We start from the raw sequence: 16,064 nt of genomic DNA, 5'->3' as shown, positions 1-16,064 counted from the left end.
ATGCCGGCGGCCGTCGCTAGGGTGGTGGCCGTGCCTGAGCCCCGCGAGATCCAGTTCCGTTCCGACATGACCGTGGAGCTCGTGCGGTCGAGCGCCCACGACTCCGATGTGCTGTTCGCCGCGCGGGTGTCGACGCAGGGCGAGAAGACCCTGGATGCGGCGCAGACCGGCGTCGAGGCATCCGATCGCGACCGCGGTCTCATCAACTACCTCATGCGCGACCGTCACGGGTCGCCGTTCGAGCACAACTCGATGACCTTCTACGTGCAGGCTCCGATCTTCGTCTTCCGCGAGTTCATGCGCCACCGCATCGCGTCGTACAACGAGGAGTCGGGCCGCTACCGCGAGCTGCAGCCGGTGTTCTACGTGCCCGGCCCCGAGCGCAAGCTCGTGCAGGTCGGCAAGGCCGGCGCGTACGAGTTCCTCGACGGCACCCCCGAGCAGACCGCGCTCGCCGTGGAGGAGGGCAAGGCCGTCGCCACGCACGCCTACGAGTCGTATCAGCGGATGCTCGAAGCCGGCATCGCGCGCGAGGTCGCCCGTACCGTGCTGCCGCTGTCGATCTACTCGTCGATGTACGTCACCGTCAACGCCCGCTCGCTCATGAACTTCCTCTCCCTGCGCACCAAGCGGGAGGACTCGCACTTCCCGTCCTTCCCGCAGCGCGAGATCGAGCTCGTCGCGGAGCAGATGGAGACGTTCTGGGCCGATCTGATGCCCCTCACGCACGCCGCCTTCGAGAAGAACGGTCGCGTCGCCCCGTAGCGTCAGCGCGTGCCCGCAGCGGTCGTCGCGCCTTCGTCGGGCGGTTCCCGGCGGCGCGTGACGGTGCGCTAGTGTCGTGCTCGAACGCGGGAGTCCGGTAGGCCGGGCTGAGAGGAAGATCCCCAATCTTCGACCGTCGAACCTGATCTGGATCATGCCAGCGCAGGGAGGCTTCTCTTCGGGAGTGCGCATCCGCGCGCCCGCCCGTGCATCCGTCTACGGAAGGCACGAAGCATGACAACCACCACATCCGCGCCCGTCGCGGCCCCCACTCCGCAGGAGTTCGGCGTCGGCGCGCGCGTCACGCTCGCGGTGATGCGCGACGACTACGTCGACGTCATCCTCGGAGCGCTGCGCGCGACCGACGTCTCCGGACTCACCGTCGCCACCGACCCGGTGAGTACGTTCGTCGGCGGCGACGAGCAGAGCATCGTGCGGTTCCTCGTCGACCTGACCGGTCGTGCCGCCGCGAGCGGGGCGCACGTGTCGGCGACGATCACGTTCTCGAGGGGCTGCCCCGGCGAGGTCGCCTGCAGCCCGACCGTCGCCCGCGCCTCCGAGGTGCCGTCGGTCGAGCGCGTCGGTCGGGACGCGCTCGCCCAGTGGGCGCTGTATCCGCTCTCGGACGCGCCGAGCGCCGACCACATGCGCGACATCTACGCGGCGATCGATCACGCGAAGGAGCTCGGCACCTTCGCCGGGTCGGAGCACTTCGTCACCAATCTGCGCGGCGACCTCGCCGACGTCATCGCGACGGCCGCGGCGGGCTGGGTGCTCGTCGGGCGGACCGTGCCGCACGTGACGAGCCACCTCACCGTGTCGCTCAACAGCCCGAGCGTCGCGTGAGCGCCGTCGGGACGCGCGGGAGCGCGCGTTGGGACCTCAAGGACATCGTGCTGCTGGTCACGCTCGGCGTGGTCTTCGGCTTCCTCTACTGGGCGCTCGTGCAGGGCTGGCTCGCCCTCTCCGTCGCCGCGGGACCGCTCGGGGATCTCACCCAGCACGTGCTGCTGGGCGGCTGGCTCCTCGTCGCGCCGATCGCGCTCGCGATCGTGCGTCGACCGGGTGCCGGGGTCGCGGCCGAGGTGATCGCGTCGGTCATCGAGGTCGTCTTCCTCGGCTCCGCGGTCGGGCCGATGCTCATCGTCGCCGCGGCGCTGCAGGGGGTCGGCAGCGAGATCCCGTTCGCGCTCGGTCGCTACCGGCGCTTCGGCTGGCTGCGGTACGCCCTCTCCGGGGCGCTCGGGGCGGCGCTCGTGTTCTTCTTCTCCGCGTTCCGCTCGGGCTGGTACGACACCGACCTGTTCTGGGTGCGCCTCGTCCTGCAGGTCGTCTCGGGCATCGTGCTCGGCGGGCTCCTCGCCAAGGTGATCGTCGCCGGTCTCGCCCGCACGGGAGCCGTCGACGACTTCGCGATCGGCCGGGCGGCGCGCGGGTGACCGTCGCCTCCCTGCACGGCGTGACCGTGCGGTTCGGAGGGCGGGAGGTGCTGGGCGAGGTCTCGTTCGAGGTGGCCGAGGGCGAGCGGGTGCTCGTGATCGGCCCGTCCGGGTCGGGCAAGTCCACCGTGCTCAACGCGCTCACCGGGGCCGTGCCCTTCTCCGTCAACGCGGAGTTCGCCGGTTCGGTGGTCGTCGGCGGCGTCGCAGACGCCCCGGTGGTCGCCCGCACCCGGACCCTCGGATTCGTGGCGCAGGATCCGTCGGCCGCCGTCGTGCTGCCCACGGTGGAACAGGACATCGCCCTCGTGCTCGAGAACCACGGCGTCGACCCGGCCGAGATCGACGGACGCATCGACGAGGCGCTGACCGCGGCCGGGTGCCGCCACCTGCGCACCCGGTCGACGGATGCGCTGAGCGGCGGGGAGGCGCAGCGGGTCGCCCTCGCGGCGGCGCTCGCCGCGCGGCCGCGGGTGCTCGTGCTCGACGAGCCCACGTCGATGCTCGATCCCGCGGGAGTCGCGACCGTGCGCGACGCACTCGTCAACCTGCCCGCATCCGTCGCCGTCGTGATGGTCGAGCATCGCCTCGACGAGCTCGGCGAACTGCCGGGGAGGACGATCGCCCTCACCGGGACGGGCCGCATCCTCGCCGACGGCCCGACCGAGCGGGTGCTCGCCGAGCACTCCGCCGCGCTCACCGAGGCGGGGTGCTGGCTGCCGCACGCTCCGCGTCTCGCGCGGCGGTGGGGTGGCCGCGTCGCGGACGCACCGGCGCTCGTCGTGGGTGCGCTCGAGGTGCACCCCTCCGTTCCGCGACGACGGCGCGACGGACGACCGGCGCCGGTCGTGGGGGCAGTGTCCCTGGCGCTCCACCCCGGCGAGCTCGTCGCGCTGCTGGGACCGAACGGATGCGGCAAGTCGACGCTGCTGCGCACGCTCGCGGGCCTCATCCGCCCCCTCTCGGGCTCGGTCACCGGCCCGCGGCCCGGGATGGTGTTCCAGGATCCGGGCCACCAGTTCGTCGCGCACACCGTGGGCGACGAGATCGCCCACGGTCTCCCACGGAACAGCCCACTCGTCGACGAGGCCCTCGAACGACACCGGCTGCGGCACGTCGCCGACCGGTCGCCGCACCGCCTGTCGGGAGGGGAGAAGCGCCGGCTCAGCCTCGCCGCGATGCTCGTGCATCGGCGGCCGACGCTGCTGGCCGACGAACCGACGTTCGGGCTCGATCGCCGAGACGCCCTCGCGACCATGGACGCGCTCCTGCAGACGACGCGCGGGCCGTCGCCCGCGGCGGTGATGTTCTCCAGTCACGACCTCGCGCTCGTCGAGGCGTACGCGAGCCGCGTGATCGAGCTGGGCGGCGGGCGCATCGTGCACGACGGGCCGGCCGAGGAGTACTTCCGGATGAGGACGGCGATCGCGTGAGCCCGCTGTCGAGGTGCAACCCGTCCGCCGTGCTCATCGGGCTCTTCGTCGTGTCCGCGGCGCTCATGTTCGTCTTCGACCCGCTGGTCGCCGCGGGCGTCCACGTGGCGGCGCTCGCCGTGTGCGCGGTGGGCGCCCGGCTCACGCTGCGCGAACTCGGCCGGGCACAGCTCGCGTTCCTCGGGTTCGCCGTCGGCATCCTGCTGGTGAACGCCGTGAGCCGGCCGGGGGAGCTGCTCGTGTCGGCGGGCCCTCTGCGCGTCACGGAGGAGGGCCTCGCCGTCGGCGCCGCGCTCGCCTTCCGGACGCTGACGCTCGGCACCCTCTCGGTCGCCTTCCTGCGCGCGGTCGACCCCGTCGCCCTCATGACGAGCCTGCACCTGGACCTGCGGCTCCCGGCGCGTGTGACGTTCGCCATCCTCGCGGGCCAACGGATGCTGCAGCAGCTCCCCGCCGAGTGGGCGACCATCCGGGCGGCGCACGCCGTGCGCGCACCGCTCGACCGGCGCGGTCGGCCGCGGCGTGGGTCGTTCCCCGCGGCGGCGTTCGGGCTGCTGGTGTCGTGCATCCGCCGCTCCGCCCGCGTCTCGCAGTCCCTCGAGGCCCGCGGACTCGGACTCGAGCCCCGCACGACCTGGCGCCGCTGAACCGCGCCGGGGCGAGTGCCGGCGGTCCCTCCGCCGCCACCGAGCGGCAGCGGGAGCGGAGCCGGCGGCCCGAGCGGACTTCCGTCGCCCCGCGAGCGGCAGCGAGAGCGGACATCCGGGCCGGCCGTCGCGTGCCGCTCGTCTCTCGACGGCGTGTCCCCCGGAAGTTCCGCGCTCGCTGCCGTTCCTCCCCACCACGTCGACCCCCGCGGGCATCCTCAGCGGCATAATCCAGCGGCGACCGCAGCGCCCGACCGCGGGATCCTCGCCGCATGGCGTCGCTCTCCGACGTGTCCTGGCGACACGGACTCGCCCATGTCAGCACGCTCGACCGCGCCGGGGTGGGCGCACATCGCGTCGCTCGGCTGTGCGCGGCCGGTGCGCTGCTCCGCGTGCGTGCGGGCATCTACGCGCTGCCGGATGCGGACCCGGCCGTGGTGCGAGCGGCGCGGGTCGGCGGACGCCTCGCGGGGCGCTCGGCGGCGCGGGCGCTTGGGCTGTGGGCCGCGCCCGAGGATGAGCTCGTGGTCGAGGTCGCCCGACACGGCACTCAGCTGCGGAACCCGGATGACTTCCGAACCCCTCTCGGTCCTTCACCGGGGCAGGTGCGTGTGCGCTGGACCGCCGAGCGGCTGCCGAGGCGTGAGTCGTTCGGTGTCGCGCCGCTGCCGACCGTGCTCAGTCAGGTGCTCACGACGGAGCCGGCGGAGCACGCGATCGCCACCATCGACTCGGTCTTCCGGCTGGATTCGGCATTCGATCTCGACGGTTTCGCCCGGTCACTGCCGGCTCGGCACCGTGCGCTCTGCGACCTCGTCGACCCGCGCTCGGAGTCGGGCAGCGAGAGCATCGTGCGCGTCCTCCTCGTGCGATCGGGCATCGCGGTGAGCGTGCAGCCCCCGCTCGGCAGGGGACGGCGCTCCGACCTCCTCGTCGGCGACCGGCTGCTTCTCGAGTGCGACAGCCGCACCCACCACGAGGCGGGGGATCGCGTGTGCGACCTGCGACGCGACGCCGACAACGCGGCGCTCGGGTTCGTGACGCTCCGCTTCGACTACTCGCAGATCCTCTTCGATCCGGACTCGGTGGTCGCCGCCGTGCGGCGCTACATCGACCTGGGCCTGCACCGGTGGCGGCACTGAGCGCGGAACGGATCGCGCCGCGTCGGCGTGGCGGATGCCGCACGCGGCGTGTCGCCCGCGGGATCCGCTCTCAGTGCCGCGAAGCAGGACGGACGGAGCAGGACGGACGCCGCCCCTGACGGACGAAGCACGACGGGAACGCCGGGCCGCGGCCCACCGCGGCCCGGGCCGACCCCGCCCACGAACCCCCACCGAGCGCCGCCCCGCCGTCGCCCGATACCCTGGAGCACGTGTCGAACCCCGAGAACCCGTTCGGCCAGGTGCTGGTCGCCCTGGTCACGCCTTTCACCGCCGACGGCGAAGTGGACTGGCCCGGCGTGGAGAAGCACATCGACGACGTCATCGCGGCGGGAGCCGACGGCATCGTCGTGACGGGCACGACGGGGGAGACGAGCACGCTCACCGACCCCGAGAAGGTGCGCCTCGTCGAGGTCGGCAAAGACGTCGCCGCGGGCCGCGCACGCATCATCACCGGCGGTGGGTCGAACGAGACCGCGCACGCCATCGAGCTCTACCGGGCGAGCGAGAAGGCCGGCGCCGACGGCGTCATGGTCGTGACCCCGTACTACAACAAGCCCACGCAGGCGGGCATCCTCACCCACTTCCGCCTCGTCGCCGACGCGACCGATCTGCCGGTCATCCTCTACGACATCCCCGGCCGCACCGGGGTGCCGATCCGGTACGAGACGATCTTGCGCGCCGCGAAGCACCCGAACATCCTCGCGGTGAAGGATGCGAAGGGCGACCTGAGCGAGGTGAGCCGCGTGCTCAACCAGACGGAGCTCATGTACTTCGCCGGCGACGACGCGAACGCGCTGCCGACCCTCGCGATCGGCGGCACCGGACTCATCGGCGTGACCGCGAACATCGCGCCGCGCCCGTACCGCACCATGATCGACGCGGTGAACGCGGGCGATCTGCACACGGCGACGGATGCGCACCGCAAGCTCGAACCGCTCGTGCGCGCAACCATGACGCACGTGCCCGGTACCGTGGCGACCAAGTACATCCTCCACGGCCTCGGCCGCATCGGCTCCCCGCGCGTGCGGCTGCCGCTCGTCGGACCGGAGGAGCACGAGGCAGCCCTCATCGAGGACGAGATCGCCCTCGTGCGCGACGTGCCCGGCGTCGACTTCCGCAACTTCCGTCCCGACCGCAACGCCGCCGCAGGCGGCGCCCTGCCGAAGGTCGCGGGCACCACTCGTTAGACCGGGGGCTCACGGCCCCTCCGATCCATCCCCAGCTAGGACCCCATGGCCACACCAGTATTCGCCCCCGCCCCGCTCGAGCCGGGCACCCTCCGCGTCATCCCGCTCGGCGGTCTCGGCGAGATCGGCCGCAACATGACGATCTTCGAGATCGACGGCAAGATCCTCATCGTCGACGCGGGTGTGCTCTTCCCCGAGGAGCACCAGCCCGGCGTCGACCTGATCCTGCCGGACTTCGCTCCGATCCGCAGCCGGCTCGACGACATCGTCGGCGTCGTGCTCACCCACGGTCACGAAGACCACATCGGCGCGGTCCCATACCTGCTCAAGCTCAAGCAGGACATCCCGCTCATCGGCTCCACGCTCACCCTCGCGCTCGTCGAGGCGAAGCTCAAGGAGCACCGCATCACGCCGTACACGCTGACGGTGCGCGAGGGACAGCACGAGAACCTCGGACCGTTCGAGCTCGAGTTCGTCGCGGTGAACCACTCGATCCCGGATGCCCTCGCCGTCGCGATCCGCACGACCGCGGGCACCGTGCTGCACACCGGCGACTTCAAGATGGACCAGTTGCCGCTGGATGACCGCATCACCGACCTCCGCGCGTTCGCGCGTTTGGGCGAGCAGGGCGTCGACCTCTTCCTCCCGGATTCGACGAACGCCGACGTCCCCGGCTTCACCCCGCTCGAGCGCGACATCGGACCGGTGCTCGAGTCCGTCATCGCGAAGGCACCCCGGCGGGTGATCGTGGCGAGCTTCTCGAGCCACGTGCACCGCGTGCAGCAGGTGCTGGATGCGGCGGTCGCGAACGGTCGTCGGGTCGCGCTGATGGGGCGCTCGATGGTGCGCAACATGACCATCGCGGAGCAGCTCGGCTTCCTCCGGGTGCCCGAGGGCGTGCTCATCGACGCCAAGAAGGCCGCCGACCTGCCGGATGACCGCATCGTCTACATGAGCACGGGTTCGCAGGGCGAACCGATGGCGGTGCTCGCGCGGATGGCGAACCTCGAGCACCAGATCGAGATCGGCGAGGGCGACACGATCATCCTCGCCTCGAGCCTCATCCCCGGCAACGAGAACGCCGTGTACCGGGTCATCAACGGCCTCACCAAGCTCGGCGCGCGCGTCGTGCACAAGGCGAACGCGAAGGTGCACGTATCCGGTCACGCCGCGGCGGGGGAGCTGCTCTACTGCTACAACATCCTCAAGCCGCGCAACGTGCTGCCCGTGCACGGCGAGTACCGGCACCTCACCGCCAATGCGGCGCTCGCGATCGAGACCGGTGTGCCGGCCGAGAACACCTTCGTGGGTGAGGACGGCATGGTGCTCGACCTGCGTGACGGCGTCGCCCGTGTCGCCGGTCAGCTCGACCTGGGCCATGTGTATGTCGACGGCTCGAGTGTGGGCGAGATCACGGATGCGGACCTCAAGGACCGGCGCATCCTCGCTGAGGAGGGCTTCATCTCGATCTTCATCGCGGTCGACATGCAGACCGGACGCCCGATCGTCGGTCCGGAGATCCAGTCCCGCGGGTTCGCCGAGGACGAGTCGGTGTTCGACGCCGTCAAGCCGCAGATCATCAAGGCGCTCGGCGAGGCGGCCGCCAACGGCACCCGCGACCAGCACGCCTACAGCCAGGTGGTGCGGCGCACGGTGGGTCGCTGGGTCAACACACAGCACCGTCGTCGGCCCATGATCGTGCCCGTCGTCATCGAGGCGTAGCACCGGGTCCGATACCTCGTCGAGGGCGATCGCAAATCGTCCCTCAGACGGATGCCGAGGGAATTTCGCGGCCACTATCGTGGTGCGCAGCGGGGCGATCGCCGCCGTCCAAAGAGGGAGTGGACGGCGGGTTCCGGTCGTCCCGCGCCAATCTTCCTCGGCCGGCGTCGTCCCCTCCGCCCGGTCGCAGCAGCGACAGGAGGCGCCGTGGGTGTCACGCGCAAATGGGTGTTCCCGATCCTCCGGCTGGTGATCTTCGCGGCGATCGCCGTGGCGCTGGTCAAGATCGCGTTCCTCGACGGGGCGACCTCGCCCGAGCAGTCGGGGGCCGTGCCGACGGGGCAGATCGAGGAGCCGACCGTCGCCGCGGCTCTCGGCACCATCAAGAACGACGTCGTGCTCGACGGCACCGTGAACGCGGATGCCCCGGCCACCGTGAAGGCGACCCTCGCCGGCGAGGTGCGCGAACTTCCGGTCGCGGCCGGGCAGCACGTCGATGCCGGCGCGGTGTTGTTCACCATCCGCTCCGAGACGCCCGGCGAGATCCTCGGTGACGGCACGATGGGCTCGCCGAAGGTGAAGACCGAGAAGGTCACCGCCCCCGTCTCGGGCACGATCACCGAGCTCTCCGTCATCAAGGGTCAGACCGTGTCGGTCGGTGAGGCGGCGGCGAAGATCGCACCGCCGAGCTTCAACGTCACGGCGTCGTTGACGCCGCAGGAGCAGTACCGCCTGCTCACCCAGCCGACGGAGGCGCAGGTGACGATCACCGGCGGTCCCGCCCCGTTCACCTGCACGAACCTCACCATCTCGACCGGTGGTGCGGCGGCGGATCCGGGCACCACACCGGAGGGGATGCCGACGGAGGGATCGTCGGGCACGTCGGTGCGCTGCGCCGTGCCGGCCGACGTGCGCGTGTTCGCCGGATTGACGGCGGAGGTCACCATCCCGGCCGGCATCGCCGAGAACGTCATCGTCATCCCCACCACCGCGGTCGAGGGCGGCGCCGAGACCGGCAACGTGCATCTGCGACTCGAGGACGGGTCCACCGAACTGCGTCCCGTGAAGCTGGGTCTCAACGACGGCACCATGGTGCAGGTCACCGAGGGACTCGCCGAGGGCGAGACGGTGCTGCAGTTCGTGCCCGGGGCGCCCGCACCATCGCCCGAGGAGGGCATGCCCGGCGGCTTCGTCGTGGCGGGCTGAGCGCATGGCGCTGCTCACCCTCGACCAGGTGACCCGGTCGGTCGAACTGCCCGATGGTGGCCGGCTCGACATCCTGCGCGGAGTGGACCTCGAGGTCGAGGTCGGCGACCACGTCAGCATCGTCGGCAGGTCGGGATCGGGCAAGTCGACCCTGCTCAACCTGCTGGGACTGCTCGACACCCCCACCTCAGGCCGGATCTTCTTCGAGGACCAGCCGCTCGAGCAGTTGTCGGGCGCACGCCGTGATCGCACGCGAGGTCGCGACATCGGCTTCATCTTCCAGCAGTTCAACCTGCTGCCCGGTCGCACGGCGCTCGAGAACGCGATGACCCCGCTGCTGTACGCCCGGGGTCGGCAGTTCTGGCGCCGCGAGAGCATCGCGACGGCGATGCTCGAACGCGTCGGGCTCGGGCACCGCCTGCAGTCCACCCCCGACCGGCTCTCCGGCGGCGAGCAGCAACGCGTCGCGATCGCCCGCGCGCTCGTGCGCGGACCGCGGCTCATCCTCGCCGACGAGCCGACCGGCGCCCTCGACGTGGAGACCGGCGGCACCGTCATGGCGCTGCTCGACGAGGTGGCCGAGCAATCCGGCGCGGCGCTCATCACGATCACCCACGACGCGAACGTGGCCGCGCTCGCCCGACGGCACTACCGTCTCGACGGCGGCGTGCTCACCCAGGCGGTCTCCGGCGGGGTCGGGGTGACGGCATGACCCTCGAGTCCCCGACGCCCGCTCCGACGGAGGCTCCGGCTCCCGCGCGGACGCCGCGCCGCGACGGCCGTTCCTTCGGCACCGGCTTCGTCGGGTCGCTGCTCGAGGCGTGGAGCGAACTGCGCATCCACCGCACCCGCGTGCTGCTGAGTCTCATCGGCGTCGCGATCGCGGTGTGCGCTCTGACGAGCGTGGTCGGCATCGGCGGTGTCGCCCAGCAGGCGCAGATCGAGCAGCTCGAACGGGGTTCCGGGCGACCGGCCACCCTGTACATCGGCGCCCCGTACGACCCGGCGAACGGTCGCACCGCTCAGACCGACGAGTTCATGACCGTGGTCGGCGAGGTGATGGACCGCTACGGCATCGGCTACTGGACCCGTTCCGGGTGGGCGACACGCGGCGTGCAGCTGCCCGGGGGTGTGCAGCAGGTCGAGTTCCAGGTGGTGGACGCGCCCTACGGCGAGATGCACCGCATCGAGCTCGCCGACGGGCGGTGGTTCACTCCCGAAGACGCCGACCGGCTCGCGCCGCTGCTCGTGGTCAACGAGGCGTTCATGGCGTCGATCGGCTCGCCGGATCTCGCCCAGCACCCCTCCGTCGTGCTGCAGGGCCAGCAGGACACGACCGCGGTCATCGCCGGGGTCGTGCCGTCCGGCCCGTTCGACGACTATCCGCGCGGGTTCATCCTCACCGAGGCGAACGACGCCCTCGGCGCGCTCGACCCGGCCTTCGGCTTCGGTCCGCCCCAGGTGGAGGCGTGGATCCCGCCGGAGAACGCCGACGCCCTCACCGAGCTGGTGCGCCGCGACATCACCGGCAGCATGGGGGAGGGCTGGCAGATCGACATCAACCGCCAGGACTACCTCGCCTGGGGCAGCGGCGACCCGCTCGAACCGATCCGCATCGGGCTCACCGGGGTCGCGGTGCTGATCCTGCTGCTCGGAGCGCTCGGGCTCGTCAACATCTCCCTCGTCACGGTGCGCCAGCGCATCCGGGAGATCGGCATCCGGCGCAGTTTCGGCGCGACGGCCGGGCGGGTGTTCTTCGCCGTCATGATGGAGAGCGTCGTCGCGACCGTCGTGGCGGGTGCGGTCGGGGTCGCGGCCGCGGTGCTCATCGTGCGCAGCGACTGGGTGCAGGGTCTCGTCGCCCCCGGGCTGCAGGATGTGCCGCCGTTCCCCGTCGACGCCGCGCTCATCGGTCTCGGAGCGGCCACGGTCGTCGGTGCGCTCGCCGGACTGCTGCCCGCCCTCGTGGCCGTGCGCGTCAAGGTCATCGACGCGATCCGCTACTGAACACGCGGGGGCGGATGCCCGGGCCGCGACGGTACCGGCGGGTACGGTAGGGCCCATGCCGGCTAGCAGCAAGACCCCGTCGCGCTCGCGCGCTGCGTCGTCGCGCACGCAAGCCACGACCAAGCGCCTGCCGGCAGCCAAACCGGTACCCAAGCCGGAGGGTCCCGGGCTGCTCGCGCAGGCGTACCTGGGTCTCGCCCACGTGGTCGGCGGCGCCTTCCGTCTGTTCGGCAAGGAGTCCCTCGCGAAGGAGGAACGGCGCGACGGCGTGCCCTTCCTGCTCGTGCTCCTCGCCGTGGCCGGAGTCGTCGTCGAGTGGTTCAACCCGAACGACCCGGTCGCGATCGCGCTCGACTCGTACACGTTCGGCGGACTGCTCGGACGGGTGGCCTACGCCCTCCCCGTGATCATGGTGATCTTCGCCGCGTGGCTGTTCCGGCACCCCTCGAGCGTGCACGACAACGGACGCCTCGGCATCGGACTCGTCGTGCTGCTCGTGAGCGTGAGCGGGCTCTGCCACCTCGCGGGCGGTCAGCCCGGACCGGCCGACGGCATGGAGGTGCTCGCCCGCGCCGGCGGCATGGTCGGCTGGGTCGTCGCGGCACCGCTCGTCGCGGTCGGCACCGTCTACCTCGCCTACCCTGTGGTCTCGCTGCTGCTCGTGCTGAGCGTGTTCATCCTGACCAAGACCCCGCCGAACCGGGTGCCGCAGCGGCTGCGGGAGCTCTACGCCTACCTGTTCGGCGCCGAGCTGCCCGCCGAGGCCGCGGAGCCCAAGAAGAAGGTCGATACCTCGGAGTTCGGCACGATCGACGACCTCAACGCCGACTCCGATCCGGCCGCGCTGCCCTGGTGGCGACGCAGCAAGACGCCCCGCGAGGGCGACCCCGCGTTCGACACGCCCGTCATCGGTCGCGAGCAGCCCACCGAGGTCGTCGCCGCTCCCGTCGAGGAGCCGCGCTTCGGCACGGAACTGCTCGAGGAGCTCACCCGCGCCGAGGATGCGGTGCAGCGGTTCACGGGCGAGGTCGACCAGGCGGCGACCGGCCTGCGCGACGACGGACCCGGCCTGCTGCCCGGTTTCCACGAGGCCGCGAGCGAGCGGGGAGCGGCGGGCGACTTCGACGAGCACGCCCCGGCGCCGGCTCCCGGTCGGGCCCTGCCGCCGTACCGGCTCCCGTCGGCCGCCATCCTCGCTCCCGGCACCCCCCCCAAGTCGCGCTCGGCCGTCAACGACGAGGTGGTCGCGGCGATCACGAACGTGCTCGACCAGTTCGGGGTCGACGCGCGCGTGACCGGTTTCAGTCGGGGTCCGAGCGTCACCCGCTACGAGATCGAGCTCGGCCAGGGCGTCAAGGTCGAGCGGGTCACGGCGCTCAGCAAGAACCTCTCCTACGCCGTCGCGAGCAACGAGGTGCAGATCCTCTCGCCCATCCCGGGCAAGAGCGCGATCGGTGTCGAGATCCCGAACAAGGACCGCGAGATCGTGTCGCTCGGCGACGTGCTGCGTTCGAACGCCGCGATCAAGAGCACCCACCCGATGACCATCGGGCTCGGCAAGGACGTCGAGGGCGGATTCGTCGTCGCGAACCTCGCGAAGATGCCCCACCTGCTCGTCGCCGGCTCCACCGGCTCCGGCAAGTCGAGCTTCATCAACTCGATGATCACTTCCGTGCTCATGCGGGCGAAGCCGCAGGACGTGCGCATGGTGCTCATCGACCCGAAGCGCGTCGAGCTCGCTGCCTACCAGGGCGTGCCGCACCTGATCACCCCCATCATCACGAACCCGAAGAAGGCGGCCGAGGCGCTGCAGTGGGTCGTGAAGGAGATGGACATGCGGTACGACGACCTCGCGTCGTTCGGCTTCCGTCACATCGACGACTTCAACCGGGCCGTGCTCGCCGACGAGATCCAGCTGCCCGCGGGCTCCGAGCGCGTGCTGAGTCCCTACCCGTACCTGCTCGTCGTCGTCGACGAGCTCGCCGACCTGATGATGGTCGCCCCTCGCGACGTCGAGGACTCGATCGTGCGCATCACGCAGCTCGCGCGGGCATCCGGCATCCACCTCGTGCTCGCGACGCAGCGGCCCTCGGTCGACGTCGTGACCGGGCTCATCAAGGCCAACGTGCCCTCCCGACTCGCCTTCGCCGTCTCGAGCATGACCGACTCCCGCGTCATCCTCGATCAGCCGGGGGCGGAGAAGCTCATCGGGCAGGGCGACGGACTGTTCCTGCCGATGGGGGCGTCGAAGGCCATCCGCACTCAGGGCGCGTGGGTGACCGAGGCCGAGATCGCGGCGGTCGTGAAGCACGTCACGGAGCAGGCGCGGCCGGAGTACCGCCACGACGTCGCGGTGCAGGCCGAGAAGAAGCAGATCGACGCCGACATCGGCGACGACCTCGAGCTGCTCCTCGCCGCCGCCGAGCTCGTCGTCAGCACCCAGTTCGGCTCGACCTCGATGCTGCAGCGCAAGCTGCGCGTCGGGTTCGCGAAGGCCGGCCGCCTCATGGACCTGCTCGAGTCCCGCGAGATCGTCGGACCGAGCGAGGGCTCGAAGGCGCGTGACGTGCTCGTCACCCCGGAGCAGCTGCCCGGCGTGCTCGCCCGTCTGCGCGGCGAGGACCCCGATCCGACCGGGGGAGCCGCGCCGGCGCCGCGTCCCGGCGGCGGCGGGGACCGACTCTCGGGCGATCCCGTCGCGGAGATGACGAACGGGTATCCTGAGGTCGATGGCCCCTCGGACGAGGACGCCTGGGGACTGACCGGCAGGGAGTGAGAATGACGCTCCCCGAGCCGCGTACCAATTCCTTCCGCGGCCGTGTCGCCCGGTCGGGCGAGACGCCCGCGAGCAGCGGCAACGTCGCGAACATCATCACGGTGGCGCGCATCCTGCTCGCCCCGCTGTTCATCTGGATGCTCCTGGCCGACGGCGGTGACGACGGACTGCTGCGCTACCTCGCCGCCGCCCTGTTCGTCGTCGCGATCGCGACCGACGGGGTCGACGGTCTGCTCGCACGGCGGCAGAACCTCGTGACCGACTTGGGCAAGATCCTCGACCCGATCGCCGACAAGGTGCTCACCGGCGGCGCGCTCGTGGCCCTGTCGATCCTCGGCGAGCTGCCGTGGTGGGTCACGATCGTCATCATGGTGCGCGAGCTCGGCATCACCGCCTTCCGCTTCGCGGTGTTGCGCGACCGGGTCATCCCCGCGTCGCGCGGCGGCAAGATCAAGACCGTCGTGCAGGCCGTCGCGATCTCGGTCGCGCTCGTGCCGTTCCCTTCGCTGCTCGGCGGCTGGTTCGACGTCGTGAACGTCGTCCTGATGACCGCCGCGCTCCTGCTCACGGTCGTCACCGGTATCGACTACCTGGTCCAAGCACGACGGGAGAACCGCCGCCGATGACGGATGCGCAAGAGGTGGCGAGCCCGGTCGTGGTCGCCCTCATGACCCGGCTGTCGTCGAGGGGCCTGCGGCTCGCGATCGCCGAGTCCCTGACCGGTGGTCTCGTCACGGCCGAGTTCATCCGCCCGCCCGGGGCGTCCGCGGTGGTCTCCGGCGGAGTGATCGCCTACGACACCGGGATCAAGCGCACCGTGCTCGGGGTCGACGGCGACCTGCTCGATGAGCACGGGCCCGTGCATCCGGAGGTCGCCCGCCAGATGGCCGATCGCGTGCGGCGGGTGCTGTCGGTCGACGGGGAGCCCGCCGACATCGGCCTGGCCACGACCGGCGTGGCCGGGCCGGATCCGCAGGGCGGCATCGAGCAGGGCACCGTGTTCGTAGGGATCGCCATCGGCGACCGCGTCGAGGCGGTCGAGCTGCACCTCGAAGGCACCCGGGACATGGTGAGGGCACGCACCGTCACGGCCGTCGTGGCCGCTCTCGACGAACGGGTGTGAGTTCGATCCGCGCGTCGATCGGTGCGCGCGGCATCCGGAGTGGAAGGCTGCTCCGAACAACCCGGTACATCGGCGATGAGGTCGGGCGCTGCGGAATACGCGGGGTTTCGAACTCGTTACAACCGATGACATTAACAAGCGTCATACAGACTGCCCTGGTTAGAGTTCTCGAACATCGGATGCGGCGCCCGCTTCATCCAGAGACTGGACACCGAGTAGTCGGGCAGAAGAGGAGGCTCCCATGGTTCTTGTTCGACAAGAAATCGGTGATGTGCTTCGGGACTTCCGCCTGCAGAAGGGTCGTACCCTTCGACAGGTCGCGAGCAAGGCGAGCGTTGCTCTCGGCTACCTCAGCGAGGTGGAGCGTGGTCAGAAAGAGGCCAGCTCCGAGATCCTCGCCTCGGTTGCGGACGCACTCGACACCCCGATCTCCGTCATCATGCGCGAGGTCGGCGATCGTCTCGCCGTCATCGAGGGGATCACGTCGCCCATTCCCGACAGCATCCCCGAAGACCTCGTGGCGGAGTTCGACAACCCGCTCGCCACGACCCGTTAGACCGACACCGGCCAGGTGTGTGTACCTGGTACTCGAGACG

The 16,064-nt window shown here is 71.0% G+C and carries 15 protein-coding genes and 1 riboswitch; all 15 genes read left to right on the top strand.

Going from position 1 to position 16,064, the window contains the following annotated elements; all coding sequences use genetic code 11:
* Positions 1-66 precede the first annotated feature (66 nt).
* The 15 genes from thyX (at position 67) to CLV46_RS10360 (ending at position 16,024) form a co-directional block, all read left to right on the top strand.
* A complete protein-coding gene (gene thyX / locus CLV46_RS10430; RefSeq protein ID WP_425430425.1) occupies positions 67-765 on the top strand; it encodes an FAD-dependent thymidylate synthase in 699 nt (232 codons plus the stop codon).
* 77 nt (positions 766-842) lie between these two features.
* A riboswitch (TPP riboswitch) is annotated at positions 843-951 on the top strand.
* Between the two features lie 48 nt (positions 952-999).
* On the top strand, positions 1,000-1,611 hold the full coding sequence (locus tag CLV46_RS10425) for a YkoF family thiamine/hydroxymethylpyrimidine-binding protein (protein WP_100364708.1): 612 nt from the start codon (positions 1,000-1,002) through the stop codon (positions 1,609-1,611).
* Positions 1,608-2,204, top strand: a complete 597-nt coding sequence (locus tag CLV46_RS10420; protein ID WP_100364707.1) for an ECF transporter S component — start codon at positions 1,608-1,610, stop codon at positions 2,202-2,204. Before CLV46_RS10425 ends, CLV46_RS10420 begins: the two co-directional genes overlap by 4 nt.
* Complete coding sequence (locus tag CLV46_RS17065; protein WP_100364706.1) at positions 2,201-3,637, top strand: ABC transporter ATP-binding protein; 1,437 nt, start codon at positions 2,201-2,203, stop codon at positions 3,635-3,637. The genes CLV46_RS10420 and CLV46_RS17065 overlap by 4 nt, the downstream gene beginning before the upstream one ends.
* Complete coding sequence (locus tag CLV46_RS10410) at positions 3,634-4,284, top strand: energy-coupling factor transporter transmembrane component T family protein (RefSeq protein WP_100364705.1); 651 nt, start codon at positions 3,634-3,636, stop codon at positions 4,282-4,284. The genes CLV46_RS17065 and CLV46_RS10410 overlap by 4 nt, the downstream gene beginning before the upstream one ends.
* Before the next feature lie 272 nt (positions 4,285-4,556).
* A complete protein-coding gene (locus tag CLV46_RS10405; RefSeq protein WP_100364704.1) occupies positions 4,557-5,426 on the top strand; it encodes a type IV toxin-antitoxin system AbiEi family antitoxin domain-containing protein in 870 nt (289 codons plus the stop codon).
* A 230-nt stretch (positions 5,427-5,656) separates the two neighbouring features.
* Positions 5,657-6,634 carry a 4-hydroxy-tetrahydrodipicolinate synthase gene (dapA, locus tag CLV46_RS10400; RefSeq protein WP_100364703.1) on the top strand — a complete coding sequence of 326 codons (978 nt, stop codon included), beginning with the start codon at positions 5,657-5,659 and terminating at the stop codon, positions 6,632-6,634.
* Positions 6,635-6,679: 45 nt separating this feature from the next.
* Positions 6,680-8,356, top strand: coding sequence for a ribonuclease J (locus CLV46_RS10395; RefSeq protein WP_100364702.1), 1,677 nt, complete (start codon positions 6,680-6,682; stop codon positions 8,354-8,356).
* A 207-nt stretch (positions 8,357-8,563) separates the two neighbouring features.
* On the top strand, positions 8,564-9,562 hold the full coding sequence (locus tag CLV46_RS10390; RefSeq protein WP_100364701.1) for an efflux RND transporter periplasmic adaptor subunit: 999 nt from the start codon (positions 8,564-8,566) through the stop codon (positions 9,560-9,562).
* 4 nt (positions 9,563-9,566) lie between these two features.
* Positions 9,567-10,274: an ABC transporter ATP-binding protein gene (locus CLV46_RS10385; RefSeq protein ID WP_100364700.1), complete on the top strand. Its 708-nt coding sequence runs from the start codon at positions 9,567-9,569 to the stop codon at positions 10,272-10,274.
* Complete coding sequence (locus CLV46_RS10380; protein WP_100364699.1) at positions 10,271-11,569, top strand: ABC transporter permease; 1,299 nt, start codon at positions 10,271-10,273, stop codon at positions 11,567-11,569. Before CLV46_RS10385 ends, CLV46_RS10380 begins: the two co-directional genes overlap by 4 nt.
* A 55-nt stretch (positions 11,570-11,624) precedes the next feature.
* Entirely contained in the window at positions 11,625-14,345 is a 2,721-nt protein-coding gene (locus CLV46_RS10375) for an FtsK/SpoIIIE family DNA translocase (protein WP_100364698.1), read from the top strand.
* Positions 14,346-14,347: 2 nt separating this feature from the next.
* The gene (pgsA, locus tag CLV46_RS10370; protein WP_100364697.1) at positions 14,348-14,971 is read left to right on the top strand and encodes a CDP-diacylglycerol--glycerol-3-phosphate 3-phosphatidyltransferase; all 624 of its coding nucleotides are present in this window, start codon (positions 14,348-14,350) and stop codon (positions 14,969-14,971) included.
* The gene (locus CLV46_RS10365) at positions 14,968-15,468 is read left to right on the top strand and encodes a CinA family protein (RefSeq protein ID WP_211282177.1); all 501 of its coding nucleotides are present in this window, start codon (positions 14,968-14,970) and stop codon (positions 15,466-15,468) included. The genes pgsA and CLV46_RS10365 overlap by 4 nt, the downstream gene beginning before the upstream one ends.
* 241 nt (positions 15,469-15,709) lie before the next feature.
* Positions 15,710-16,024, top strand: a complete 315-nt coding sequence (locus CLV46_RS10360) for a helix-turn-helix domain-containing protein (RefSeq protein ID WP_100364696.1) — start codon at positions 15,710-15,712, stop codon at positions 16,022-16,024.
* Positions 16,025-16,064: the final 40 nt, after the last annotated feature.

Source organism: Diaminobutyricimonas aerilata (assembly GCF_002797715.1).
Taxonomy (GTDB): Bacteria; Actinomycetota; Actinomycetes; order Actinomycetales; family Microbacteriaceae; genus Diaminobutyricimonas; species Diaminobutyricimonas aerilata.
This window is presented reverse-complemented; position numbering and strand designations above follow the sequence as displayed.

Excerpts from the sequence above, each read along its gene's own strand:
- CLV46_RS10385 (WP_100364700.1), top strand. The coding sequence starts at position 9,567 with ATGGCGCTGCTCACCCTCGACCAGGTGACCCGGTCGGTCGAACTGCCC.
- thyX (WP_425430425.1), top strand. The coding sequence starts at position 67 with ATGACCGTGGAGCTCGTGCGGTCGAGCGCCCACGACTCCGATGTGCTG.
- CLV46_RS10360 (WP_100364696.1), top strand. The coding sequence starts at position 15,710 with ATGGTTCTTGTTCGACAAGAAATCGGTGATGTGCTTCGGGACTTCCGC.
- CLV46_RS10380 (WP_100364699.1), top strand. The coding sequence starts at position 10,271 with ATGACCCTCGAGTCCCCGACGCCCGCTCCGACGGAGGCTCCGGCTCCC.
- CLV46_RS10425 (WP_100364708.1), top strand. The coding sequence starts at position 1,000 with ATGACAACCACCACATCCGCGCCCGTCGCGGCCCCCACTCCGCAGGAG.
- CLV46_RS10405 (WP_100364704.1), top strand. The coding sequence starts at position 4,557 with ATGGCGTCGCTCTCCGACGTGTCCTGGCGACACGGACTCGCCCATGTC.
- CLV46_RS10365 (WP_211282177.1), top strand. The coding sequence starts at position 14,968 with ATGACGGATGCGCAAGAGGTGGCGAGCCCGGTCGTGGTCGCCCTCATG.
- pgsA (WP_100364697.1), top strand. The coding sequence starts at position 14,348 with ATGACGCTCCCCGAGCCGCGTACCAATTCCTTCCGCGGCCGTGTCGCC.
- CLV46_RS10395 (WP_100364702.1), top strand. The coding sequence starts at position 6,680 with ATGGCCACACCAGTATTCGCCCCCGCCCCGCTCGAGCCGGGCACCCTC.
- CLV46_RS10375 (WP_100364698.1), top strand. The coding sequence starts at position 11,625 with ATGCCGGCTAGCAGCAAGACCCCGTCGCGCTCGCGCGCTGCGTCGTCG.